Annotated in this window: 23 protein-coding genes and 1 pseudogene; 14 read left to right on the forward strand and 10 right to left on the reverse strand. The window is 44.6% G+C overall.

The window, feature by feature from the left end; all coding sequences use genetic code 11:
- Window positions 1-4: 4 nt before the first annotated feature.
- A pseudogene (locus ACVA6Q_RS04060) lies at window positions 5-550 on the forward strand (SbcC/MukB-like Walker B domain-containing protein); the annotation flags it as partial.
- 12 nt (window positions 551-562) lie between these two features.
- Window positions 563-871 carry a N(4)-acetylcytidine aminohydrolase gene (yqfB, locus tag ACVA6Q_RS04065; RefSeq protein WP_446646619.1) on the forward strand — a complete coding sequence of 103 codons (309 nt, stop codon included), beginning with the start codon at window positions 563-565 and terminating at the stop codon, window positions 869-871.
- Between the two features lie 81 nt (window positions 872-952).
- Here the strand turns inward: yqfB and ACVA6Q_RS04070 are convergent, their stop codons facing one another.
- Entirely contained in the window at window positions 953-1921 is a 969-nt protein-coding gene (locus ACVA6Q_RS04070) for an ADP-ribosylglycohydrolase family protein (RefSeq protein WP_446647178.1), read from the reverse strand.
- A 154-nt stretch (window positions 1922-2075) separates the two neighbouring features.
- On the opposite strand from ACVA6Q_RS04070, the gene ACVA6Q_RS04075 reads away from it, so the two are divergent.
- Window positions 2076-3344 carry an O-acetylhomoserine aminocarboxypropyltransferase/cysteine synthase family protein gene (locus ACVA6Q_RS04075; protein ID WP_446646620.1) on the forward strand — a complete coding sequence of 423 codons (1269 nt, stop codon included), beginning with the start codon at window positions 2076-2078 and terminating at the stop codon, window positions 3342-3344.
- Between the two features lie 63 nt (window positions 3345-3407).
- Here ACVA6Q_RS04075 and ACVA6Q_RS04080 read toward each other — a convergent pair whose 3' ends face one another.
- The 3 genes from ACVA6Q_RS04080 to ACVA6Q_RS04090 all read right to left on the reverse strand — a co-directional run bounded on the left by ACVA6Q_RS04080 (window position 3408) and on the right by ACVA6Q_RS04090 (window position 5879).
- A complete protein-coding gene (locus ACVA6Q_RS04080; protein WP_446646621.1) occupies window positions 3408-4421 on the reverse strand; it encodes an OmpA family protein in 1014 nt (337 codons plus the stop codon).
- A gap of 141 nt (window positions 4422-4562) precedes the next feature.
- Window positions 4563-5393 (reverse strand): LysR family transcriptional regulator, encoded by an 831-nt coding sequence (locus ACVA6Q_RS04085; protein ID WP_446646622.1) that lies wholly within the window; start codon window positions 5391-5393, stop codon window positions 4563-4565.
- A 93-nt stretch (window positions 5394-5486) separates the two neighbouring features.
- Window positions 5487-5879, reverse strand: coding sequence for a glycine zipper family protein (locus ACVA6Q_RS04090; protein WP_446646623.1), 393 nt, complete (start codon window positions 5877-5879; stop codon window positions 5487-5489).
- Between the two features lie 508 nt (window positions 5880-6387).
- On the opposite strand from ACVA6Q_RS04090, the gene ACVA6Q_RS04095 reads away from it, so the two are divergent.
- The 6 genes from ACVA6Q_RS04095 (at window position 6388) to ACVA6Q_RS04120 (ending at window position 12834) form a co-directional block, all read left to right on the forward strand.
- The gene (locus tag ACVA6Q_RS04095; RefSeq protein ID WP_446646624.1) at window positions 6388-7374 is read left to right on the forward strand and encodes a cytochrome-c peroxidase; all 987 of its coding nucleotides are present in this window, start codon (window positions 6388-6390) and stop codon (window positions 7372-7374) included.
- Window positions 7375-7508: 134 nt separating this feature from the next.
- A complete protein-coding gene (locus ACVA6Q_RS04100; protein WP_446646625.1) occupies window positions 7509-8390 on the forward strand; it encodes a 6-pyruvoyl trahydropterin synthase family protein in 882 nt (293 codons plus the stop codon).
- 122 nt (window positions 8391-8512) lie between these two features.
- Window positions 8513-9421, forward strand: a complete 909-nt coding sequence (locus ACVA6Q_RS04105) for a DUF6279 family lipoprotein (RefSeq protein WP_446646626.1) — start codon at window positions 8513-8515, stop codon at window positions 9419-9421.
- A gap of 19 nt (window positions 9422-9440) precedes the next feature.
- Window positions 9441-9680: a hypothetical protein gene (locus ACVA6Q_RS04110; protein ID WP_353500208.1), complete on the forward strand. Its 240-nt coding sequence runs from the start codon at window positions 9441-9443 to the stop codon at window positions 9678-9680.
- Window positions 9681-9805: 125 nt separating this feature from the next.
- Complete coding sequence (locus ACVA6Q_RS04115; RefSeq protein ID WP_446646627.1) at window positions 9806-11332, forward strand: NAD(P)H-hydrate dehydratase; 1527 nt, start codon at window positions 9806-9808, stop codon at window positions 11330-11332.
- A gap of 458 nt (window positions 11333-11790) precedes the next feature.
- Window positions 11791-12834, forward strand: coding sequence for a GMP reductase (locus ACVA6Q_RS04120; protein ID WP_353499428.1), 1044 nt, complete (start codon window positions 11791-11793; stop codon window positions 12832-12834).
- A gap of 107 nt (window positions 12835-12941) precedes the next feature.
- On the opposite strand, the gene ACVA6Q_RS04125 is transcribed toward ACVA6Q_RS04120, so the two are convergent.
- Entirely contained in the window at window positions 12942-13325 is a 384-nt protein-coding gene (locus ACVA6Q_RS04125; RefSeq protein ID WP_446646628.1) for a hypothetical protein, read from the reverse strand.
- A 271-nt stretch (window positions 13326-13596) separates the two neighbouring features.
- On the opposite strand from ACVA6Q_RS04125, the gene ACVA6Q_RS04130 reads away from it, so the two are divergent.
- Entirely contained in the window at window positions 13597-13977 is a 381-nt protein-coding gene (locus ACVA6Q_RS04130) for an STAS/SEC14 domain-containing protein (RefSeq protein WP_353499426.1), read from the forward strand.
- A 52-nt stretch (window positions 13978-14029) separates the two neighbouring features.
- Here the strand turns inward: ACVA6Q_RS04130 and ACVA6Q_RS04135 are convergent, their stop codons facing one another.
- The 5 genes from ACVA6Q_RS04135 to ACVA6Q_RS04155 form a co-directional block, all read right to left on the reverse strand.
- Window positions 14030-15184, reverse strand: a complete 1155-nt coding sequence (locus tag ACVA6Q_RS04135; protein WP_446646629.1) for a hypothetical protein — start codon at window positions 15182-15184, stop codon at window positions 14030-14032.
- Window positions 15185-15307: 123 nt separating this feature from the next.
- Entirely contained in the window at window positions 15308-15754 is a 447-nt protein-coding gene (locus tag ACVA6Q_RS04140) for an exoribonuclease R (protein ID WP_446646630.1), read from the reverse strand.
- 161 nt (window positions 15755-15915) lie between these two features.
- Window positions 15916-17130: a porin gene (locus ACVA6Q_RS04145; protein ID WP_446646631.1), complete on the reverse strand. Its 1215-nt coding sequence runs from the start codon at window positions 17128-17130 to the stop codon at window positions 15916-15918.
- Window positions 17131-17544: 414 nt separating this feature from the next.
- On the reverse strand, window positions 17545-18801 hold the full coding sequence (locus ACVA6Q_RS04150; RefSeq protein ID WP_446646632.1) for a porin: 1257 nt from the start codon (window positions 18799-18801) through the stop codon (window positions 17545-17547).
- Window positions 18802-19151: 350 nt separating this feature from the next.
- Window positions 19152-19547 (reverse strand): XRE family transcriptional regulator, encoded by a 396-nt coding sequence (locus ACVA6Q_RS04155; RefSeq protein ID WP_446646633.1) that lies wholly within the window; start codon window positions 19545-19547, stop codon window positions 19152-19154.
- Between the two features lie 96 nt (window positions 19548-19643).
- On the opposite strand from ACVA6Q_RS04155, the gene ACVA6Q_RS04160 reads away from it, so the two are divergent.
- The 4 genes from ACVA6Q_RS04160 (at window position 19644) to ACVA6Q_RS04175 (ending at window position 22842) form a co-directional block, all read left to right on the forward strand.
- Window positions 19644-20552 (forward strand): aldo/keto reductase, encoded by a 909-nt coding sequence (locus ACVA6Q_RS04160; protein WP_418642931.1) that lies wholly within the window; start codon window positions 19644-19646, stop codon window positions 20550-20552.
- A gap of 198 nt (window positions 20553-20750) precedes the next feature.
- A complete protein-coding gene (locus ACVA6Q_RS04165; RefSeq protein ID WP_446646634.1) occupies window positions 20751-22034 on the forward strand; it encodes a peptidoglycan DD-metalloendopeptidase family protein in 1284 nt (427 codons plus the stop codon).
- A gap of 162 nt (window positions 22035-22196) precedes the next feature.
- Window positions 22197-22436, forward strand: a complete 240-nt coding sequence (locus ACVA6Q_RS04170; RefSeq protein WP_353499418.1) for a hypothetical protein — start codon at window positions 22197-22199, stop codon at window positions 22434-22436.
- A gap of 160 nt (window positions 22437-22596) precedes the next feature.
- Entirely contained in the window at window positions 22597-22842 is a 246-nt protein-coding gene (locus ACVA6Q_RS04175; RefSeq protein WP_234496870.1) for a DUF3297 family protein, read from the forward strand.

The following is a 22842-nucleotide window of genomic DNA, read 5'->3' on the forward strand; positions in this document are numbered from 1 at the left end:
CGACAAGCAGTACCAAGTGGTAGGCACCTTGAGTGACGTTGCCAATGGGCGCACTGGCAATAAAATCAGTCTTCACCGTTTTGTACTTGGTGTTTTGCTCGATGATGTTCTGATCCAAGCGTCGCAACGACTAAGATTAATGAGCAAAGGACGCTACGATTTGAAACGTAAAGAGTCGCGTACTAAAGGTAATGCGGGCTCTGGCCTTGACCTTATTGTTGAAGATGCCTATACCGGAAAATGGCGCGATGTCGCAACGCTTTCAGGAGGCGAGTCCTTCATGGCCGCACTGTCACTGGCGTTAGGTCTGTCTGACGTTGTGCAGTCGTACAGTGGTGGTATAAGGCTTGATACTCTGTTTATTGACGAAGGCTTCGGTAGCCTCGACCCCGAATCTCTTGACCTAGCGGTACAAATGCTGGTCGAGCTTCAACAATCTGGCCGTACGATTGGGATCATTTCCCACGTGTCTGAGCTTAAAGAACAAATGCCGCTCCGATTAGATGTGCATGCATCACGCGTCGGTAGTACGGTTAGTTTGGTCAACTAGGAGAAAAACAAAATGCGCGACCAAATCACTTTTTTTGAACGCTTCGAAGCCGATATCATGGCGGGGAAAAAGACCATCACGATTCGCGATAAATCGGAGATAGATTTCGAACTCGGCCGCACCATTCCCGTGGCCACATTCGAAGATGGAAGAGTATTCGGTAACTTGAACATTCGCTCCATCACACCAATTTCATTCGATGACATCAACGCAATACACGCTGAGCAAGAGAACATGACTATCCCGCAATTGCGTGAGGTGATTAGCGAGATTTATCCGGGTGAGAATGAGTTGTATGTGATTGAGTTTGTGGTGGAATAGCACCTCAAAGACAAACTCCCCGCTAGCGCGATGCTGCGGGGTGTTCGATATAGGCTTGATTCTTCCTACCTAACGCTCTATTTATTTTCCAAATAACAGTCGCTGACACGCCAACAGCGATTTAGGCAGTGATACCTTCAGTTCCCAAACTCTTGGGATGTCTTGCTCAGTTCCTTGGTAACATGCTGCCAATACAGCACCGAGCAGTATCGCGCGGCCGCAGTTGTCTCCACCACACAGTATATTTTCGCGAATGCTGGCTTCGTAGCTAGTGGCATTCAGTAGCAAATGAACAGTCACTGGAAATGATGCTTCTAAACCGCAGTGCATGCCTAGCTCTGTAGCCACTTCACTAGAGGGTTTTAAAACTCGCTCTTCGGCGAGCTTAATCGCTTCGTCTGTTAGATCTGACAGGCCTTTAGCACTATGCACGCATTCTATTGGCGTTTTACCTGATAATGCAGCTTTCAAAATGGCCGCAGAGGCGAGGGCATAAGCGACTGCCGCGTCATTATTGTTGGTAACGCGCACTGCTGATTCAACAAGTTGGTTTAGGTTTTTATCCTCGTGATGAAGGGCTAGCAATGGTGGCAGCTTGGAAATCGCGGGGTTTTGTGTATCGTCTGCTCCCAGGTTCGACAATGGCTTATCTTCAGCTTCAAGTGCATGAGCGTTAAGCAGAGTGAGTTTGGTCGGCTTATCTATGTAACCACGCCATTTGCCTCCCATATCAAACCACTCTCGAAACGCTTGAATGTACTGCGCTTCGTCGTATTGCCCATGCTTTGCGATAGCATCTAGCATCGCTATCATTTGGACTCCATATTGTGAGTAGTCACCGGGCTTTTTACCTTCGTGGGCGTAATAGCCTTTATCTATGTAGTCTTTGGCATTTGGCGCGTGGAACTCTGGAGTGCCATTTGAGAGGGTTTTGATGGCGACTTGGTCATATAACCAATGAAAGCCCATAGACGCAGCATCGGCGACCAAGGCGCCAATCACGGAATTTAATGCTCGATTATTTTCACTATTCATCTCGTGTCCATACATCACAGAAGTAATCCTTGAGTCTGTTATTGTAGGCGCTTTGGGGTAGACTTTTTTGGGGCTAACGCAAATTTCTGCGCTACGGCCTTAGTGTTCGAATAAGGCTACGGGCCTCATGAGATTTATTCAGTACGGAACTTATGTGAAAGGAAGAGCGATGAAAGACGAGACTTTATCAATACATCACGGCTACGAAACGGATCCAACCACCAAATCGGTTGCAACACCTATTTATCAAACAGTGGCGTATGAGTTTGACAGTGCCCAACATGGTGCTGACCTCTTTAACCTCGAAGTTCCGGGAAATATCTACACTCGTATTATGAACCCGACTAACGACGTGCTTGAACAAAGAATGGCTGCGCTCGAAGGTGGTATTGCAGGGCTTGTCGTGAGCGCGGGTAGTGCGGCTATTAACTACGCTATTTTGACGCTGGCAGAGGCGGGAGACAATATTGTATCGACGCCACAGCTCTATGGCGGAACCTATACTCTGTTTGCACACATGCTGCCAAAGCAGGGGATTCAGGTGAAATTTGCTAAAGATGATAGCCCTGAGTCGATTGCAGAGCTTATTGATGAGAATACCAAAGCCGTCTACTGCGAATCGATTGGTAACCCCGCGGGCAATATCGTTGATATCGAAGGTATCTCGACACTCGCACATCAGGCGGGTGTGCCTGTTATCGTTGATAATACGGTTGCGACGCCAGTACTTTGTAAGCCGATTGAGTTTGGCGCAGATATCGTTGTCCACTCGTTAACTAAGTATGTTGGCGGCCATGGAACCTCCTTGGGAGGCATTATTATTGATTCCGGTAAATTCCCTTGGGATAAACATAAAGATCGCTTCCCAGTATTCAATCAGCCTGAACCTTCGTATCACGGCGTTGTTTACACCGAAGCTTTTGGCCCGGCGGCATTTATCGGCCGTGCTCGAACGGTGCCACTTCGTAACACTGGCTCTGCATTGTCACCGATGAATGCATTTATGCTACTTCAAGGTTTAGAGACGTTATCGCTGCGAATGGAGCGCCATACAGAAAATGCCATTAAGGTCGCTGAGTTTTTGCAAAATCATGAGAAGGTGAGTTGGGTATCTTATGCTGGCCTAGAAAGCTCACCACACTTTGAGTTAGCGGCAAAGTATATGAAGGGAAAACCTTCTGCAATTTTGTCATTTGGTTTGAAAGATGGTTATGAAGCGGGGGTTCGTTTCTATGATGCCTTGGCCATTTTCAAACGTTTGGTCAATATTGGAGATGCTAAATCCCTTGCTTGTCACCCTGCATCCACTACGCATCGTCAAATGAGTGAAACGGAGCAGCGTGAAGCCGGAGTGCGGCCCGAGATGATTCGCTTGTCTGTGGGTATTGAACATATTGATGACATTCTTGCCGACCTTGAACAAGCTTTGAAAGCATAAGTTTGTTCAATAAAAAATCGGGCCTTTAGTTTGGCCCGATTTTTAGTTAAGTCTTGCTATGACTTATTGTGTTTTTTCTACCATTTCTTCAACAGTGTACTCAAACTCTGGAACCGTGATTTCAACGCGGCGGTTTTGCGCACGGCCTTCTTTAGTAGAGTTGTCCGCAATTGGGTTCGCTTCACCCATACCGCTTACAGACATTTTCGAACGGTCGATACCCTGAGACTCTAGATAAGCTGCAATAGACTCTGCACGCTCTTCAGAAATGCGTTGGTTCACTTCTTCAGGACCTGAAGAATCGGTGTAACCGACAATGGTAACTGTCGCTTCTGGGTGCTCATTCATTAGCGCGATGAGAGGATCAAAGTCAGACTTCTTGCTCTCTTCTAGTTTAGCGCTATTGAAGGCAAACGTTTCTTGACCTTGAACTTGCTCGAAGGTCTTAGTCAAAATGACCGCTTCAACAACAGGTGGTTGCTCTTCCACTGGAGCTTGTGTTGCCGCCGCTGCTGCCGCTGCTGCTGCCGCATTACCAAATGAGTAAGACACGCCTAGCCAGAAAGTATCGACATCTGTGTCAAACCAACCATCTTTGACACCATTGATTCGTTGATACTCAAGACGGCCAGACCATGCTGTAGCGAAGTCATACTCAACACCTACACCGCCCATAAGTGCAGTATTCGTGCGGTCGCCATAAGTTGTGTATGCACCACCAATCTTACCAAATACAGCCCAGTCATCGGTAAATGGATAAGAGAACTTAGGTGCTAAAGTGAATGCACTCATGTTTGAATCTTGGCGATAACCTGTAGAACCGTCGATGAACGACGTTTCGTAGCTACCTAGCCAGTCATAAGCAAACTCAAGTGCGATATAGTCATTCCAATCGTATCCGCCAAAGAAACCTGCACTAAAACCACTATCTGTACAAGGTGCTCCGGAGATGTTACAAGCGTCGGAGAGTTGCGAACCCCCTAAACGAGCGCCTATATATGTACCTTCGTCGGCGAAGACGGGTGCTGTTGCCGTCAGTGCGCCTAATATTGATGCTGCTACCACTGTTTTTCTCATAATGACGTCCTTTTAATCGTTAACGATGCGATTAGATACATCACCAGTAAAAATAGGTTAGCTTTTGTGTATTTTCAAAAATAAACAAATAAGTTTCATATTGTTGCAGCCCAAAGCGCGTCTACAGACCGTTTTCGCCTGCTACTTGACAGAAACCCCTGAATTTTGAGTGTAAGAGAGGGGCTTGTAGCGACGGAGTATGGGATCGATTATCGATATCAGCCATTGTATCTTGTGCTCATTCTTACGAGAGGCTTTGGTGAGTATCGCTAAGTCGAGTTGTACAGGCGCTTTTTCTGTTACTTCTGTGGTTTGATAACGTATCGTGTAGCAGTCATCGAGAAGTTGTGTCATTAATGCGTGGTTATCGACGAAAATCGTCGCTTGAGCATCACTTTTAAGCAATTTGTAGAGATCTATATGTTCATTTAAATCAGCAATTAGGTATTTAACGTACTCACCTTGCTTATTGCCAAACAACTCACCTGTTCCGGTATGAATGTACTTTTGATAGATAGATTGTGGCTTATCTGTCAATGCATGCACGGCAAGGTCGACCTCTTCTGTGAGAAGTAGAGATTCAGAAAGTTTGGTCCATTGCCTAATCTCTATTGGTGCTTGGGTCTGCTTACGAATAGCTTGAATGATCTCTTTACCGCAGGAAATGAGATAAGGCTCAATTAAATGCAGGGTGATTTTATCTAGTGCTGAAGGAGAAAAGTGGTCAGGAGTTAGTGCTTCGCTTATCTGATTGAGAGCGTGTTTTATTTTGGGCTCTATAGTAATCGCATAACTGGTTGGAGTTAGACCTTGGGCATTGCGTATAAAAAGGGGGTCGTTGAGCTCGTCTCTTAGCTGTGCTAATACTTTGGAGACGTAGGATTGAGAACGACCCAGCGCCAACCCGGCTTTAGAGGTGGAACCTGTTTCCATTATGGTTAGGAAGACACGTAGGGCATTGAGATCGTTCATATCGGTTCACACCAGTGAAATTTGGACATAGCTAAAACCTAAACGAAATAGGCTGATTTCTCAATGCCTTGTATCTATAAAGCCAGTTTATTCTTAGTTAAGAACAACGTAACCACGGTTTGTCATACAGTTTTTAATAACGGATTGCTGATCTTGCTTGTACTGCTCGGTATTGTCTCGGTTCGCTCGGCCACGGCCTAGGACGCCTGCAGCAAGACCTACCGCGGCGCCTTTTTTAGCTCCCTCTGTACCAGAACCACCGGCTATCGCAACGCCGGCTGAGCCTAATGCTGCACCTTTCGCTGCTCCGCTAATTGCACCGCCGGAGGCTTGTTGTTTTTGCACTTGGCCAGCCATTTCTTCACATTTATGCAAATCGTAGACGTAATCCTTTTCATCCACACCTTCCATATCGACAATGATGTTCGCGAAACTTGGCATTGATGCGAACAGAGTTAGCGCTAAGGTATAGACAGTTTTTTTCATAATCGTGCTCCAATTGGTTAGGGCACCATGGTAAACCATTGAAAAACTGAGTTTGGAATATCCTTTATTACCTCTGGAATTTTGCTGTTATGACGAAGGGAGATAGGCCATAAAGTGCCCGTTGTAGGTGGTATTTACAGTGTGAATTTTCAAAATGAGTCACAAAATCAAACTGCATTTTTGCAGTTAGCGTTACGGGTGAAGAAACTTGATTTTAATCAACTGATTGCGTAAAGATTTTGTTTGTTAATTGTGATTTTAAAACTATCACTAATCCTGGGTGTTGTTGTAAATACAAAGCGTACAACGGCATTTGGATTTTAACATTCCTTTTTTTCATCATCTCAATCGAGTTTTTGCATTATATAAAATGTAAGTTGTAAAATATTATTTACGAGCCAAAGTAAGCGTTAAGCTAAATAATTATTAAAGGCTGGCGAGTTATTATAATTCGTTATGGTTACCGTATGCTTGCTAAATATTTATTGAATACATAAAAGGAAGTCGTATGAAGAAAATGTTGATCGTATCGCTGATTGCGGTAGCGTCATGCAGTAGTTATGCAGCGCGTCAAAGTAGTGAGCCAATTAAAGTGATTGAACCTGTTGTGGGTTTAGATACAGCAAAGGTTGAGCTAGGAAAAACGCTTTGGTTTGAACCAAGGCTGTCAGCGTCAAACACTATTTCTTGTAACTCTTGCCATAACGTTGCTACGGGTGGTGTTGATAATTTGCCAACTTCGATTGGTCACAAATGGGCAGTGGGTGGAATTAATTCACCAACCGTACTTAATTCAGATTTAAACTTCGTTCAATTTTGGAATGGTCGTGCTAAAGATCTTCAAGAACAAGCTGCAGGGCCAATTGAGAATCCGATTGAAATGGCATTTTCTCATGAGTTAGCGATTGGGACATTAAAGTCGATTCCACAGTATCGTGAGTGGTTTAAAGAAGCTTACGGTAAAGAAGAGTTCACGATTACTGAAGTGACGGATGCGATCGCGACGTTTGAGAAAACGCTTCGTACACCCAACTCAAAGTTTGATAAGTGGCTAAAAGGCGATGATTCAGCGTTAACCACAGAGCAAGTGGAAGGCTACGCACTGTTTAAGCAAAAAGGTTGTACAGCCTGTCACAGTGGTCCATTAGCTGGTGGTCAAATGTATCAGAAAATGGGTCTAGTGAAGGCGTTTAAGACCGACAATCCAGATGTTGGTCGCAAAGCTGTGACCGGCAACGATTTTGATAAATACGTGTTTAAGGTTCCAACGCTTCGCAACGTTGAACTGACATACCCGTACTTCCATGACGGTTCAGAGTGGGATCTACAAAAAGCAGTTGAAATCATGGCTGACATTCAGCTAGGTCAAACGCTTACCCCACAAGAATCTAAGAAGATCACGGCATTCTTGACAACGTTAACAGGTGAGCAGCCTCAAGTGACATTACCACACTTGCCGCCATCAACTCATGGTACAGCGCGTCCTCAGATCTAATCTATTTAGATTTGTTTACTTATTGATAAGCCCCTAGCTGGGGCTTTATTGGTTCTAATTGATGCTTCTTTTTGTGACATAGGTATAATGCGCAGTTCAGCGTAATGACAACTAATATCAATAAGGAATTCAGTTTGAATTTATTCGTCAGAGATCTCACCGTTATCGACTCTTCTTACCTATGCGAACAGCGTGGTATGGTCGGAGAGAGTTGGATTGTGGATGTAGTTTTGTCCGGTGAACTCAATGAGATGAGCATGGTGCTCGACTTTGGCAAAGTAAAGAAACAGATTAAACACCTAATTGATGAGTATGTTGACCATCGCTTACTCGTTCCTATGAAAAGCGGCGCTGTAAGCCACCAAGCTTCAAAACCAGGCTATGCCAAGTTAGATTTCCTAAGAGGCGAGCGAAGCATACATCTTCACAGCCCTGATCAAGCGTTTTGCTTGATTGACACTGACGAGATAACCATAGAATCAGTAACGGACTATATTTATGAAATCTTAAAAGGCAACTTACCAGACAATGTACAAGGGCTTGAGATTACACTGCGCCACGAGATGATTAATGGCGCGTTTTATCATTACACTCATGGCCTTAAAAAACACGATGGTAACTGTCAGCGTATTGCACATGGCCATCGCTCTCCGATCGAGCTTATAGTTAACGGGCAGCGTGATGTGGAGCGTGAAGCCGCGTTTGCTGCGCGTTGGCAGGATATCTATCTTGGTTCATTAGAAGATAAAGTAAATCTTGCTGAGCTTAGTTTAAGTGACAATGCCACCGATATTACCGACGATACGCACTACGGCTTTCGCTATACAGCACCACAAGGTGAGTTTGAGCTTGCTATTTCTAAGCTAGAGACAGAAATTCTTGATACCGATACAACCGTTGAGCTTCTAGCAAACTGTATTGCGGATGAGGTGAGCAAAACCTTGACTGACAATCAAACACTGCAGGTGATCGCCTACGAAGGGGTCGGCAAAGGTGCCATGGCATTTCGCACTTAAAGAGTGACTTTCTTTTCTCAAAAAACGCCCTTAAATGGGCGTTTTTTGTATTTTCAATCTAATCTTGATGTATTGTGCGTATAACGGAATTGAGTTTATCTGCGTTCGACATGGAGAGAAAAGTGTTCAGGAAATCAAGGCTATGGCTGGTGGGATTGCTGTTGGTAATCACCGGATGCACAACAAAATTTCTTTACAGTAACCTTGATTGGTTACTAGTTGAGTATATTGACGATTACGTCACGCTCAGTGACGGTCAGGAAGACATCCTAAGTGAGCGGATTTTGTTACTCGGCCAATGGCACAAAGAGAACGAGCTTCCTCAATACGTAAAACAACTGGAGGCGATTCGCGCGAAAGATCCCAAGCAGGTCGATAGCGCTTATGTGCTGCAACAAATGAATGATGTGAGGGCACATACCAAGAGACTTGTCGAGCAGGTTACTCCAGAATTGTATGCGTTGACTCAGCAAATGAGCGATGAGCAAGTAAAGGAGCTTATCGAAAACTTTGAAGAGAAGAACCGTGAGTTCGTAAAAAAATATCAAGACATGAATGACGATGATGTTCGAGAAATCTATCAAGAGCGTATTGAAGAGAACTTTGAACGCTGGTTCGGGACGGTCACGAATGAGCAAAAAGGTTTTGCTAGAGAATGGGCGTCTAATATGCAAGTGACGGTGTTCGACTGGCAGGAGCATCGCAGGCAGATGAATTATTATATGCGACAGCTTCTTAATCGGCGTAATGACCTCGCTTACTATCAGCCAGAGTTTCAACGCTTCCTCAATGACTCAGACAGCTATTACTCACCAGAGCTTCAAGCGAAAATCGATCACAATCAGCAGCTCGCCGGAAAATATATCGCTCTCGCGATCAACAGCATTAACGCCAAACAGCAGGCGCATTTGGCCTCTGAGATTGATGATTGGCGTGATATCGCAAAAGACTTAATGACCTCAATGACATTAGACCATAGTCCAAGAGAAATTCTTGCACTTACCGCATACACTAAACGGGTACTAATATAAAGGAGTGAGTATCCCTATGATGGAGTTAGGACTATTCTGGACGGAAAAAGCACTAATGGTAGTCGGTGCGTTGTTTATTTTGACTGGCATTGTGCAATATGGACGCCGCAGCCACGACTGGAAAGGTGTGGTGACCATGTTTTATAAACGTGTTCCAATGAGTGTCGCTGAATACAAGCGTTACAGGCTCGGAGTCGCGTTGATCATCTTTGCTATCGTCCTTCGTTTTGCTCTTCATATATTCTGGCCTCAGTATTAGCTAATTCTTACTATGAGATGTGTGCAGCGAGCGTTTCTATTTTCGCGTTCACTCACTCTAGTTCACAGTTACAGCGCGGACTCTCTGATACGCTTGTTGATGCAAGCACAGAAAAGGGACGCGCTATGATTTCAACACCCTCAAGTCATTCATCTCTCCCAGAGAACCTCTATACCTCCAATCAAGTTCGTGAAGGCGAAGTGCTTGCAGCACGAGCATGTCATGTTGACATGTATTCCCTGATGCTGCGTGCAGGCCAAGCTGTTTTTGATGAGCTACTTCATCGATACCCAAACGTTAAACATATCCTGATTTGCTGTGGAAAGGGCAATAACGGCGGGGATGGTTATGTTGTCGGCAAGCTTGCTCTTGAGCGTGATCTTGCAGTGACTCTTTGGCAGGTAGGCTCCGAAAAGGAGTTGAAAGGGGATGCTGCTACTGCGCATGATGCATTCGTTAAAGCGGGCGGGGTGATGAGCTCTGAGCAAAATACGGTTCCGAGCTCGGTGGATGTGATTGTTGATGGACTGCTAGGTACCGGGATTAAAGGCGAGGTCAGGCCTTATTTTGCTCACCTTATCGAACGCCTTAATCAAGCGAAAGCGCCAATAGTCGCGATAGACACACCAAGTGGGTTAAACACGGATACTGGCGCAGTGTCGGGTAGCGCGATTGTCGCTGACTACACGGTCACCTTTATTGGTGTGAAGCAAGGTTTAGTGACAGGGAGTGCAAGAGCTCACACTGGTGTGCTGAGCTTTTCAGGTCTAGGTGTCGATGAGGTATTTGCAAAGCAAAACACAGCAAACGCGTTACTAGCGCAATCGCCTTGGCTTGAGATATTGAAAGCAAAAGCGCGTGATACCCACAAGGGAAGACAAGGTAGTGTGCTTGTCGTTGGGGGAAACGATGGAATGAGCGGCGCAGCCTATCTTGCTTCTTGTGCGGCTTTAAAATCAGGAGCGGGCTTAGCAGCAACCTATGTGCATCCGGAGAGTTGTTTGGCTATTCGTGCTTTGCTTCCTGAGGCTATGGTTAGTGGCAGCGCGGCTGATTCTGTTTTGCTTGAGCAGCGATCGCATTGGGCGAGCGCGCTATGCATAGGTCCAGGCCTTGGACGGGATCATTGGGGAGAGAGTGTTTATAAATCCGCCATGCTACTTAGCACCAAGTTCAATAAGCCAATGGTTGTCGATGCCGATGGTCTTTATTGGTTAAGTGTTGCCCCAGAGCATATGGACAACCGAGTATTAACGCCCCACCCAGGTGAAGCCGCAAGACTATTAGGTATCACAAGCACCCAGATTGAACACGATCGTTTTTCTGCCGCGCGCCACTTGCAGCAAAAGTTTGGTGGCGTTGTTGTGCTCAAAGGTGCTGGAACCATTATTTGCGATGGCTCAACGACCGTTGTTTGCCATGCTGGGAATCCGGGAATGGCAACGGGAGGAATGGGAGATGTGCTTGCGGGTGTCATCGCTTCACTCTTGGCTCAGGGCTACCCTGTTTTTAAAGCTGCAGTTCTTGGAACACTCGTTCATAGCTGCGCGGCGGATAGAAATGCGCGGATGAAAGGAGAAGTTGGCATGTTGGCTTCTGATGTGCTGAATGATATTCGTTACGTTTGTAGTGCGAAAAAGTGGTGGGATTGAGAAATTCAGCAAGATTTTTTCAAAAAAACGATCTTTTTAAAGAGGCTTTGAGTGATTTTTGAGCGCTAAAATGACAGGTTTTTGCTTGGATTTGTGTTGAACGATGAGATTTTCATCAATAGATAAACGTTTGCTTTGGAAGTTTAGAGTGGGAATATGTAGGGTGGTTTTTCTTAACTGCCTGATTTATAGGAAAATTGATGGTTTATTTGAGAGGGCGGAAGGTTTTGCTGCGGGCGAATTTGTAGCTTTTCGGAATAGTACCACAAAAAAAATTGTAATATCAGTCTTGCGAGAAAGTTTTCGCGACCTATAATGCTGAAAACCGGAGCGTCTGCCAACGCTCCGGTTTTTTTGTGTCCGAAGAAAGGTGAACCGTCTGCCAACGGAAAGCCAACGCATTATGTTTAGACATATGCCCACTGGAACATGTACTAATAAATCGAGGAATTTTTACAATGCGTATCGAACAAGAACTTAAGTTAGGCTTTAAAGATGTACTGTTTCGCCCTAAGCGTTCAACACTGAAAAGTCGTTCTCAAGTAAATTTAACGCGCGATTTTACATTCAAGCACAGTGGTCGTCAATGGTCTGGTACACCAGTTATCGCTGCAAATATGGATTCAGTGGGTAGTTTTGAAATGGCAACGGCTCTTGCGCAGCACGGCGTAATGACAGCTATGCACAAACACTACACTGTTGAGCAGTGGGCAGAGTTCGTTAAAGGCGCATCAAAAGAGACGCTAAACAAAGTATTCGTATCAACGGGTACGTCTGAGCGTGATTTCGAGAAAACTAAAGAAATCCTAGCGCTTAGCGAAGATCTAGAGTTCATCTGTATCGACATCGCGAACGGTTACTCAGAGCACCTTGTTGAGTACGTACAAAAAGTTCGTGCAGAGTTCCCAAACAAGACTATCTCTGCAGGTAACGTTGTCACTGGCGACATGTGTGAAGAGCTAATCCTAGCGGGTGCTGACATCGTTAAAGTTGGTATCGGCCCAGGTTCTGTATGTACTACACGTGTTAAAACTGGTGTTGGTTACCCTCAGCTTTCTGCAATCATTGAATGTGCAGACGCAGCACACGGCCTTGGCGGCATGATCATCGGTGACGGTGGCTGTGCATGTGCGGGTGACGTTGCTAAAGCATTCGGTGGCGGTGCAGATTTCGTCATGCTTGGCGGTATGCTAGCAGGCCACGAGCAATCTGGCGGCGAAGTGTTTGAAAAAGACGGCGAGAAATTCATGAAGTTCTACGGCATGTCTTCTCAATCAGCAATGGACAAGCACTCTGGCGGCGTTGCTCAGTACCGCGCGGCAGAAGGTAAAACTGTACTACTTCCATACCGTGGTGATGTAAACGACACCATCTCCGATATTCTTGGTGGTGTGCGCTCTACTTGTACTTACGTAGGTGCAGCTAAGCTTAAAGAGCTAACAAAGCGTACCACGTTCATCCGTGTACAAGAGCAAGAGAACAACGTATTTGGTAAAGAGTAAATAGCTATTGGCTAGCAACTACTCTTAGTTAGATATCTAAAAAGAGCCGCTGATTAGCGGCTCTTTTTTTGCTTAAATTCTTGCTGAACAAACGCAATAGAACATCTTTAGAAATTCTTAACCAAACTAGGCGTCTTTGAACAAAACCACCGATTAAAGACCGATTTGTACTCCCAGCCAAGCGAAAGAAGCTTTTTAGCCAGGCATTGGTTTTCGATAATCTCTACTTCTACCCCTTGGTAGTGGTAGGGGTTATTTTTAATGTAGTGAATAAACTGCGTGAGCACACCTTGTCCTCTAGCTGAAGGGACAAAATTCACTGAAACAATACTAAAACGGTGACTTCCCGCTGGGCTTCTCACTAAGCAATGACCATATTCACTTTCAAATGTTTCGGCAAAAACCGGAAATGGTTCTGACTGATATTTTGTTGAAATTTGGTCGTATTGAGAACAAAGATGCTGTAGGAGTTGCTGAGCTTTATAGTTCATGGTTAGTTATAGGTCTTGTTAATGTTATGTTTTACGATTTGTTACATCATCATTGTAGGTATAAATGGGGTTCTTAATAAGGTTAATGTTGGGTTGAAAAGTTGCCGTATTTGGCGGGCGAAAACTAACAGTCTCTTATGAACAGCTAACGTACGTTTTAGCTTTTTGCACTCTTTCGTAAGGATTTGGTGAAGTTTGGTTGTGACTTCAACATTTTCATTTCAGATTTACTCTATTGTTTAATCAGGTGATGGAAGCGTAGGGGAAAACTATGAACACACAACGTCACGGAATTACGATTGGAATAGAGCGCATTGAAGGCGAATCACTGCTGATTCTCAAGGCAACAGGCAAGCTTACTCATGAAGACTACCAAGCGATAACGCCAGTACTTGAGTCGAGTTTGCAGGGGATATCTGCCAAGCACATGAAAATGCTGGTCGACATTACCGAGTTTTCTGGTTGGGAGTTAAGAGCCGCCTGGGATGATTTTCAGTTAGGGTTAAAACTAGGCTTCAACATAGAAAAGATCGCGATTTACGGTGACAAAAACTGGCAGGAACTCGCGAGTAAAATAGGTAGCTGGTTTATTGCTGGAGACATGGCATCTTTTGGCAACTACCAAGACGCCATTGAATGGTTAACGGATTGAGGTTTAGAAGCCGAATGAGCGGCATCGATTGCCGTTTGAAGGGTATTCTTGATTATCTTTGGGTGCATATATGGTCGACCGCGTGTTGAACAATAGTATGTGAGCTCAACATGGCGTTCTTCACTTGTATGATTTTATCTTCATTGCCAAACCTACAGTTGTTGAATAGTACATAGGCAAGGCCGATGTCTTTGAGGACGCTACGAAGTCTGGTCTCACCTTGCAGAACCAGCTTACGTTCAACTTCGTCAACACTATCAACGTCGACGGCCGCTTTGGCTATCGCTAGGATACCAGATAAGGCAATGCCAGGAATAAGCGCTAGCCCGCCAGTAAGCACAGTGGTGGCTGTAAGTAGTGTGGTTAACAGAACGGGCGTAAAGCCAGCGGCAACCCAATATTTGTCATCTCGAATATCTTGTGCTTTTTCAGCGACCCATTCTGTCGCACTGTTTCGGTTGTGAACGGCTTTACCCGTGTTTTTTCTTAGGTTTTCAGCGATGTCCATATCTTCAGAACCAACTTTTTTGCTGGCAAGTTTGCCAGCAGCCCATTGGCTGCCTTTTTTGACGCCTACTCCGGTTCCACTAATACCTTGCTTGATTGCGTAGCCCGCCAAATGGTTACCAACGCCATTTGCGACGGGTTTGAGAGCCATGCTGCCAAATGACGTACCGACACCGACACCAAACCCTACAGCTTGTTTAGCGACTGCTTTTGCTTTGGCTGCGTTTTTGTTCACCATAGTGGCGTAATCGGTCAGCGATTTGACCGACCTTTCAGCAAGTTCAAGAGCCATACCCAGGTTTGCACATTCTGCAATGAGTTTGTTCTCACCCATATCGTGTCGAAGTATGTCGAAGTTAGGTGATTGTGCGATGAGCTTATAAACAGCTTGAGCATGAGGGGGGAGGCTCTCCCAAGCATCGGGATCGAAACCATCAGGCACTTTCGCTCGTTGCATCACGTTGGTTGTTGGGGTTTGTGGTTGGGAACCTTGTTCCGAGTGGTGTTGAATGGGAGAGTTCGCAGCGTGGAGTAGACGATTATCTTGGAGGTTGGTTTGACGCTGAGCTACGTTGGGTTGTTCAGAGTTGCTGCGCTGATCCGACAAAGCCTTAGTGGAAGCCGCACGTCGCTGGGTGATCGATGGTTGATGTTGTTTCTTTTTCTGCTGCGGCTGAGGTTCAAGCAAATCTGAATACATTGTATAACGTCTCCCTAACGACTTGTTATGAATTGATGTTGTTATCACGATATGCAACAACATCACTCAAAATAGGTTAGGAGAGATTTGCTCAGAATCTAGGTTTTACCGAACAGTTGATGTTTAGTTTTCAGTGTTGATCTCTGCGTAAGAGTGCAACAAGTCATTCAGTTCCTTTACCCAGCCTAGTACGTCTTTAGGTCGGTTATTCAGCAACACTTCGACGTGGTTACAGTGGGTCTGCAACGGGATCGCTTTTTCTAGGTTGAATGACACGGCGTAGAAGTGCCATAAGACGAGACGCGTCATACGCTCACTGTTCTGGATAGCATTGTCTGAATCGTCAAATGCTTGTTGAATCTCACACAGAGCAATCGCGGTCATTCTTAAAATGGCGTCAAGCTGGGTTGCTAGCATACGTTCTTCGTTATCCACTTCTTCTTGCTCGAAGGTGAACAGCTCGGTCATTACGTCCTCGGGTACCATGCGGCTTATCATACGCGCAGCAAATTCTTCAAGCTCTTGTCGTGGCATGGTGTTGAGGGTATCGAATGTGTAATCAGGAATCATGGTGAGTCATCTAGCTATGTATTTGATGGTGCATTGTAAGCTTTGTAACTCGATTTGCCATCCATTGTTCGTCTTTTAGTGTCGAAATTATCGAAGCAAGGTGCCTGATATGATCATCAAGCACCTTAGTGGCTGTGTTTAGTCTCTAGAGGTTGAGATGGCTAAAATAATACGGCCGCACCGAGGAAGATGTGAGTTGCGTTACCGCGAAAATCAGACGGAGCAGCACCTGATTGCCAATCTAGGGTTTGATTTAGCGTCACATCATCGTGGTAGGCTTCTATGTACAGCTCCCCCCAAGGCACCGGAGCCCAAGCTGCCCCGACGTTGATCATACCTACTTTAGTATTTGTGGTTTGCGTTAGGTTGTTCTTATCGAGTGCCCACTCATAGCTGCCGTAAACTCGCACGGCATCGGTGATAAACCAGTTGGCACCAACACCAATATTGTCGGTAGTACCATCGAAACTGGGTGCCGCAGTGCCATCTTGCGCGTTGAAGCGCTCATAGCGTCCGGATACAGAAAGCTGACCGTCAAAGAAGTGATGCTCTAACGCCAGAGCGTACTGTTGTACTTTGGCATCGCTCGCGACAAGGCTAAATGATGGATCAGGGATGCCCAGTAAGTCGATGAATTTACCATTAATATTATTTGCTTGGTTATAGGCAAGCGCCACATAGGTACCAAAATCGAATGTGTAGGTAGCGGCAACACCAAAGCCGTTGTCTATTGAGATATTTGGCGTGTCTTCAGTTGGTTGAAAAACAGAACCAAAATTGAGCCCGTTACCGAAAGAAATTTGTTCAACATTCCTACTCGCCTGGTATTGAAGCCCCAAATAAAAGCTATCGGTCTGTTTTGACCAAACCACGGTATTAGCAGTGCGACGACTGCCAAGTTCATCTGATTGCATCATGTTAAGTCCGCCAGCCCAATAAGCGTAATAGCCCTTATCGGTTTTCATGTAGGGACTCTCTTGTCTACCGATGGTCACTTGGCCGTAATCGTCATGCGCAAACCCAACGTAGGTTTGACGTTGTTGTAGTGCCTCGTCAGATGTATCGGACTGTGTACCGAAGTTCACATCCCATTCGAGTTTTACAAGTCCACGCATTGAACCCACTTGGTGAGAGAGGTCGATACCGACGTAAGAACCTGGATCCTCAATGTGAACAATATCGCTGTTGTAGTTATAACCTTCAGGACTTCCCATCGCAGAGGATTGGTCATAATCATATTGGCTCACTTGCGCGGCAATAGCGCCGTAAACGGAAAGCTCTGTACCTTCTTGGTTATACAGTTCGACAGCGGCAAGGGCAGGAAAACACGTCAATGTAAATGAAAACGCTAAAAGTCTAATGCAATGTCTGTTCATATGTATTCGTTATGGTGGTAGTAGGTTAATGGGTATATGTATTGGTATAACGTTGCTAATGAATAGGTCTCATCAACTGAATAAAATCTTAATTGGTACTTAGTTGATTCCTTGTCTGATTAATTTTCATTGGATTCTATGAGTAAAATGACTATGAATGTCGGGTTTAAATCACAATTTATATTTTTATTAATTTTTATTTACTGTGATTATGAATGGTTTGGGGTGTCAACTATTAGATATTTGTATAATTGGTTTTTGAGGGATAAATTGTGCTCGTTTGTTGAGCTGAAAGCTTCTTTGTTGATCGAGTCGCTAAGAGAAGTGATTAGGGATAAATAAAGGCCCTTTGCACAGAAATGTACAAAGGGCTTTAAAGGAAACTTACTAGTTAGTGTCTAACTCAAGATGGCATTAGAAGAATACTGCAGCACCTAGGAAGAAGTGAGTGCCTTTGGATTCTGCACCTGTTGTTTCAGTCTCATAGTTGAAAGCGTTGTTTAGTTTTAGATCGTCTGTATAGCTTTCTAGATATACTTCACCCCATGGAACTGGAGCCCAAGCAGCGCCAAGGTTAAACATTGTTACTTCGGATGAAGTCGAGTCCGTCAAGTTATCGGTCTCTTTAGCAATTTCATAACCACCATAAATGCGTATGGTCTCTGAAACATACATATTCGCGCCTAGGCCGAAGTTATACGTGCTACTATCAAAGGCTCCATTTCCGTCTTTTGCTTCAAATTGCTCAAATCGGGCAGAAATAGATAGCCCACCTTCAAGTAGATGTTGTTCCAAAGCGATTGCATATTGTTTAACTTCTGCGTCTGTAGCCGTGAGGTTTCCAGAGGTTGCGCTGCCCTCCGACAGGTAGTCATACATACTACCATTGATACCATCAGCTTGGTTGTATGCGGCAGACAAATAGGTACCAGTACTCTCAATTGTATATGCTAGAGCGCCACCAAATCCGTTGTCGATTTGAATTGCAGGGCCGTAATTTAGTACTGGATTGCCCTGGTCATCAAGTGAGAGAGTTCCGCCCACTAAGAAAGAACCAAAGTTAAGTCCATTACCAAACTTAATGTTGTCTACAGAGCGTTTTGCTTGGTATTGTAAACCCACGTATAGATTATCGAAGTCGTTTTGCCAAACAACAGTGTTTGGTGAACGTCGGCTACCCAGTTCGTCAGATTGCATCATGTTTAGACCACCTGCCCAGTAAGCGTAGTAGCCCTTATCGGTTTTCATATAAGGGCTTTCTTGACGACCTATGGTCACAGTACCGAAACTTTCATGTCCGAATCCAGCGTATGTAATACGGTCACTCAGTGCTTCTTGCTCAGTAAAGTCAGCATTTATATCGGTTTTTGTCCCGAAGTTTACATCCCATTCTAATCTTGCTACTGCAGACCAAGGACCGAAGGTATGAGTTACATCAAATCCAAAATATGAACCTGGATCTTCGATATGCGTAGCGTCACTGTTGTAATCAAGCCCAGCTGGGTTTCCAATAATTGTCGATTCGTCGTAATTGTATTTGCTTACCTGAGCCGCAATAGCACCCGTCATGTTTACAACGGTACCCTCTGCGTTATACAACTCAATTGCAGCAACTTGCGATGCAGCAAACACACTCACTGCCAAAGTAGAAAGTTTGAATAGACTTTTCATATGTATTCCTTTTTTATATTTATTCCGTTTTTTGGATATAAGAACCCCCTTCAAAAATATTTAAATTTTTGAATACCACTATTGGGGGACATTATTTGAGAGTTGGTTGTATTCGCGTTGGGGGAATATTCCGTCGCTCTTAATAAATCTGTTTGTTGATATTAGTGTAAGATATTTTATTCAAACGTGTGTTTAACCTTGGTCACATTTATCAAATTAGTGAATGACAATCTATTTGATATCTCAATACATTGCAGGGGGTTAGTCTGTGCGTTTCTGATGGATGTTGCGATAATGTTGCGTAAGGTTGGGCTGGTGTAAATACTCTGCAGTTTTTAGTGAGTAATTTATTAGTTACTGATGTTAGCAAGCAATCTTTTCATGCCATGAGCATCTAAATGCCCATCACTTTTCTTGGTAGCACGTAAGTATTGATAGGCGATGATGAGTTTGCGATGGGTGAGGGTGTCACTTTCAGCGAGCTTATTACCTAGTACGGTTTCGTGGGCGAGTTGGTAGGCGGGCATATCAACCACTTCTGCTTGACGATATAAATAGCCGCAGCCACTGGCTAGCCACTCAAGTGAGCAGTTGGCTTTCATCGCGATTTGATTAGCTTTTGCTAAGCTTGGTTCACTGCCTTTAAGATATTTGCGTATAAGTGCTTCAGAGAGTTCAACGCGGCGAGCGAAGCCACTGACGCTTTCTTGTCCAATCAATTCTTTAAGTCTTTCAGCAAAGCTCACAACTTCGTACTCCAGTTCGTTTTTTCGAATTTTACCCGTTGTGAGCCTTGGTAAACAAGCTTAGGATGTGGGCAGATTTAAATAAGGAGATAACCCATGGTTTCTAAAGTAACGATGGCGCCAAATGGGCCGGAATTTTCCGAGCTGGTTCAGGGGTATTGGCGTTTGGCTGATTGGGGAATGACACCGCAAGAACGTTTGACCTTCCTTAAACAGCATATCGAACTGGGTGTGACGACCGTTGATCACGCCGATATTTATGGCAACTATGAGTGTGAGACACTATTTGGTGAAGCGCTGGCACTGGATCCATCAGTCCGTGAGGAAATCCAGATCGTTTCAAAGTGCGATATTAAGCTATGTAGTGACAAATTCTCAGATCGCAAGATCAACCATTATGACACCAGTGCAAAGCACATTTACGAATCGGTAGATAACTCTCTACAGAGACTGGGTGTGAATGAGCTTGATGTTCTGCTGATTCACCGTCCAGACGTTTTAATGGATGCTGACGAAGTCGCCGATGCATTTAACGAGTTGTATAAAATCGGTAAAGTGAAACACTTTGGTGTATCTAACTTCACGCCGCGTCAGTATGAGTTACTGCAATCGCGCTTAAGCAAGTCTCTGGTCACTAACCAAGTTGAAATCAACCCAATTAACTTTGAAGTTGCTCACGATGGTACTTTAGATCAGCTACAGCAACTAAGAGTGAAGCCAATGGCTTGGTCTACTCTTGCTGGTGGTGAGATCTTTAATGGTCAATCTGAACAAGCCCAGCGTGTTCGCAGTGAACTTGAAGCGATTCGAGCAGAAGTCGGCGCGACAAGCATCGACCAAGTGATTTACGCTTGGGTGAAACGTCTGCCATCTAACCCGCTTCCTATCATTGGCTCTGGTAAGATTGAGCGTGTAAAAGCCGCTATTTCGGCGTTAGACATTGAGCTAACTCGTGAGCAGTGGTATCGAGTTTGGGTAGCATCTAAAGGTCATGGTGTGCCATAGACCGTCCTGATACTTTGAACCAAGAAACGCCATAAAATTGAAAGATTTTGTGGCGTTTTTCTTTTGTGATTAGGTTTTATAGTATGATGGCGTAGTCTTCTGTTCACCGTTTGATATAAAGTTGGGCAATAGTTATGTTTTCTTTACTTGATGAAAGATGTTATAACATAACAATTGTTTGTTTTTCGTATCACCATTATGAAGCTTCTTCGTCCTATCTTGATGACTACTGCTGTCATCGCTCTCTCTATTGCTTCTTTAATTAGCTTTCTGCCTGAACCGACACCAGAGTCTGTTGAAATAAAGGTGACTCCTTATCTAGGAGAGACAGTTTTGGATTCTTTTTCGAATCTAGACCAGCCAAAAGACCATTCAACTCGAGTTCACTACTTTGTCAAAGTAGGGGATACCTTAAGTTCCGTTTTCTCATCATGGAACCTTGGTTACTCAACTCTTCAGCATGTTCTAGAAGCTGACCTGAATGTATTAAAACTCGACACTATCAAACCAGGCGATCATCTCGAGCTTATTATCGATTCACAATCAAAACAGTTACAGTCGATGATCTTCCATCAGAGCTTGGTAGAACGCGCTATCTATAGTAAAGAATCAGATGGGTCGTTTGAGTATCGCTTTGAAGAGGAGCAGGGTGACTGGAAAGAAACCTTGTATTCCGGAGAGGTTCACGGCAGCTTTTCTACTTCTGCGCATCGAGCTGGTCTTTCGACAAGGCAGATTGCAAATATTACTCAAGTGTTGAGGGACAAAGTTAACTTCGCCAGAGAATTACGTGCGGGTGATCGTTTCGAGATTTTGGTTAATCACCAATACTTGGGTAATCACCCAACGGGTAACGCTGAAGTTCAAGGTATTTCCATTGCATTGGGTAATCGAGAGGTTGCAGCGTTCTTAGCTGATGATGGTCGCTTCTATGACCGTGATGGCAATAGCTTAGAACAAGCTTTTGACCGCTACCCTATAGGCAAGGCCTATCGCCGAGTAACCTCCCACTTTAACCCTAAGCGTAAGCATCCGGTAACAGGAAGAATATCTCCCCACAACGGCACCGACTTCGCGACACCTGTGGGTGCACCGGTCTATTCAACTGGTGATGGTAAGGTAACAGCCATCCGCAACCATCCTTACGCTGGCAAGTATGTGGTCATTGAACACAACAATGTTTACACCACACGTTACTTACATTTGTCTAAATTTTTGGTGAGACAAGGACAACAAGTGAAACGCGGCCAGAAGATTGCGCTTGCGGGTGCAACAGGTCGATTGACAGGTCCACACCTCCATTTTGAAGTGCTGGTGCGAAATCGTGCCGTAAACCCACTGACGGCAGACCTTCCTTTGGCGACATCTATTTCAAAGGAGGAAAAGAGCCAGTTCTTAGCGCGTATTTCAGATTTTGATCGCCGAGTTGCCAATAAACGCATGGCAAACCAAGAGCAACCCGTGAAAGACAGTGATGTTTAGTGTCTTGGACTTTTTCAATAGCGCTTGAAATAGTTTGATGTACTGGTGTTTGAAAATTAGCCAAAAACTGTTCTTGAATATGCTACCTGGTTAACATAGTTTGTGGTTTTCTTGAATTACAATCGACCCCAAATCAATGGTTTGATTATCAGGAGTGCCTTCATGCAAAGGATTGAAAACTGTGTATGCAGTGTTTGTTGCGCTGAAACGAAACACATTGTGGTACTGGTTGAAAAACCGGCTTTAGCGGAAGGTGAACATTCACAAGACAATAGTGCATTTTTGGCTAACCTATTAAAAGGCTGGGTGTTTGGTGGATTGATGACGTCCACCCACGCCTATTCCTGTCACCGCGTCTGCGAGGTGTGCGGTACTAAGATCATCGAGGATTACGTGGAATAACTTGTTTTACTGGGTTGTTAATTGTCCAATTGATGGGCAAACGATCAGTGTTGTAGAGATTGTACGTGAAAATAGCGTGACATCGTCAGAGACTAGTTGAGCAGGTGGGACGTATTGACTACAATGAGCCACTTTTCACTAACTCATTCAGGTTATCACCATGAGCGACAACGCAAAGCCAGAATTACCAGATCATCTATCAGGCAACCCTCGTAGCCCACATCACGTGGCTGAGTGTTTTGAACACCAAATTGGCATTCGCCTAAACGGTAAAGAGCGCACAGACGTTGAAGAATACTGCATCAGCGAAGGATGGGTTAAAATCCCTTCTCCAAAAGCAAAAGACCGTTGGGGTCAACCTATGCTGATCAAACTTAAAGGTACAGTTGAAGCGTTTTACGTTTAA

It is taken from the genome of Vibrio sp. DNB22_10_4, assembly GCF_052879755.1.

What these genes read in the sequence shown, in the direction of transcription:
- yqfB (WP_446646619.1), top strand. Translation starts at nt 563, where the DNA reads ATGCGCGACCAAATCACTTTTTTTGAACGCTTCGAAGCCGATATCATG.
- ACVA6Q_RS04070 (WP_446647178.1), bottom strand. Translation starts at nt 1,921, where the DNA reads ATGTATGGACACGAGATGAATAGTGAAAATAATCGAGCATTAAATTCC.
- ACVA6Q_RS04075 (WP_446646620.1), top strand. Translation starts at nt 2,076, where the DNA reads ATGAAAGACGAGACTTTATCAATACATCACGGCTACGAAACGGATCCA.
- ACVA6Q_RS04080 (WP_446646621.1), bottom strand. Translation starts at nt 4,421, where the DNA reads ATGAGAAAAACAGTGGTAGCAGCATCAATATTAGGCGCACTGACGGCA.
- ACVA6Q_RS04085 (WP_446646622.1), bottom strand. Translation starts at nt 5,393, where the DNA reads ATGAACGATCTCAATGCCCTACGTGTCTTCCTAACCATAATGGAAACA.
- ACVA6Q_RS04090 (WP_446646623.1), bottom strand. Translation starts at nt 5,879, where the DNA reads ATGAAAAAAACTGTCTATACCTTAGCGCTAACTCTGTTCGCATCAATG.
- ACVA6Q_RS04095 (WP_446646624.1), top strand. Translation starts at nt 6,388, where the DNA reads ATGAAGAAAATGTTGATCGTATCGCTGATTGCGGTAGCGTCATGCAGT.
- ACVA6Q_RS04110 (WP_353500208.1), top strand. Translation starts at nt 9,441, where the DNA reads ATGGAGTTAGGACTATTCTGGACGGAAAAAGCACTAATGGTAGTCGGT.
- ACVA6Q_RS04115 (WP_446646627.1), top strand. Translation starts at nt 9,806, where the DNA reads ATGATTTCAACACCCTCAAGTCATTCATCTCTCCCAGAGAACCTCTAT.
- ACVA6Q_RS04120 (WP_353499428.1), top strand. Translation starts at nt 11,791, where the DNA reads ATGCGTATCGAACAAGAACTTAAGTTAGGCTTTAAAGATGTACTGTTT.
- ACVA6Q_RS04125 (WP_446646628.1), bottom strand. Translation starts at nt 13,325, where the DNA reads ATGAACTATAAAGCTCAGCAACTCCTACAGCATCTTTGTTCTCAATAC.
- ACVA6Q_RS04130 (WP_353499426.1), top strand. Translation starts at nt 13,597, where the DNA reads ATGAACACACAACGTCACGGAATTACGATTGGAATAGAGCGCATTGAA.
- ACVA6Q_RS04135 (WP_446646629.1), bottom strand. Translation starts at nt 15,184, where the DNA reads ATGTATTCAGATTTGCTTGAACCTCAGCCGCAGCAGAAAAAGAAACAA.
- ACVA6Q_RS04140 (WP_446646630.1), bottom strand. Translation starts at nt 15,754, where the DNA reads ATGATTCCTGATTACACATTCGATACCCTCAACACCATGCCACGACAA.
- ACVA6Q_RS04145 (WP_446646631.1), bottom strand. Translation starts at nt 17,130, where the DNA reads ATGAACAGACATTGCATTAGACTTTTAGCGTTTTCATTTACATTGACG.
- ACVA6Q_RS04150 (WP_446646632.1), bottom strand. Translation starts at nt 18,801, where the DNA reads ATGAAAAGTCTATTCAAACTTTCTACTTTGGCAGTGAGTGTGTTTGCT.
- ACVA6Q_RS04160 (WP_418642931.1), top strand. Translation starts at nt 19,644, where the DNA reads ATGGTTTCTAAAGTAACGATGGCGCCAAATGGGCCGGAATTTTCCGAG.
- ACVA6Q_RS04165 (WP_446646634.1), top strand. Translation starts at nt 20,751, where the DNA reads ATGAAGCTTCTTCGTCCTATCTTGATGACTACTGCTGTCATCGCTCTC.
- ACVA6Q_RS04170 (WP_353499418.1), top strand. Translation starts at nt 22,197, where the DNA reads ATGCAAAGGATTGAAAACTGTGTATGCAGTGTTTGTTGCGCTGAAACG.
- ACVA6Q_RS04175 (WP_234496870.1), top strand. Translation starts at nt 22,597, where the DNA reads ATGAGCGACAACGCAAAGCCAGAATTACCAGATCATCTATCAGGCAAC.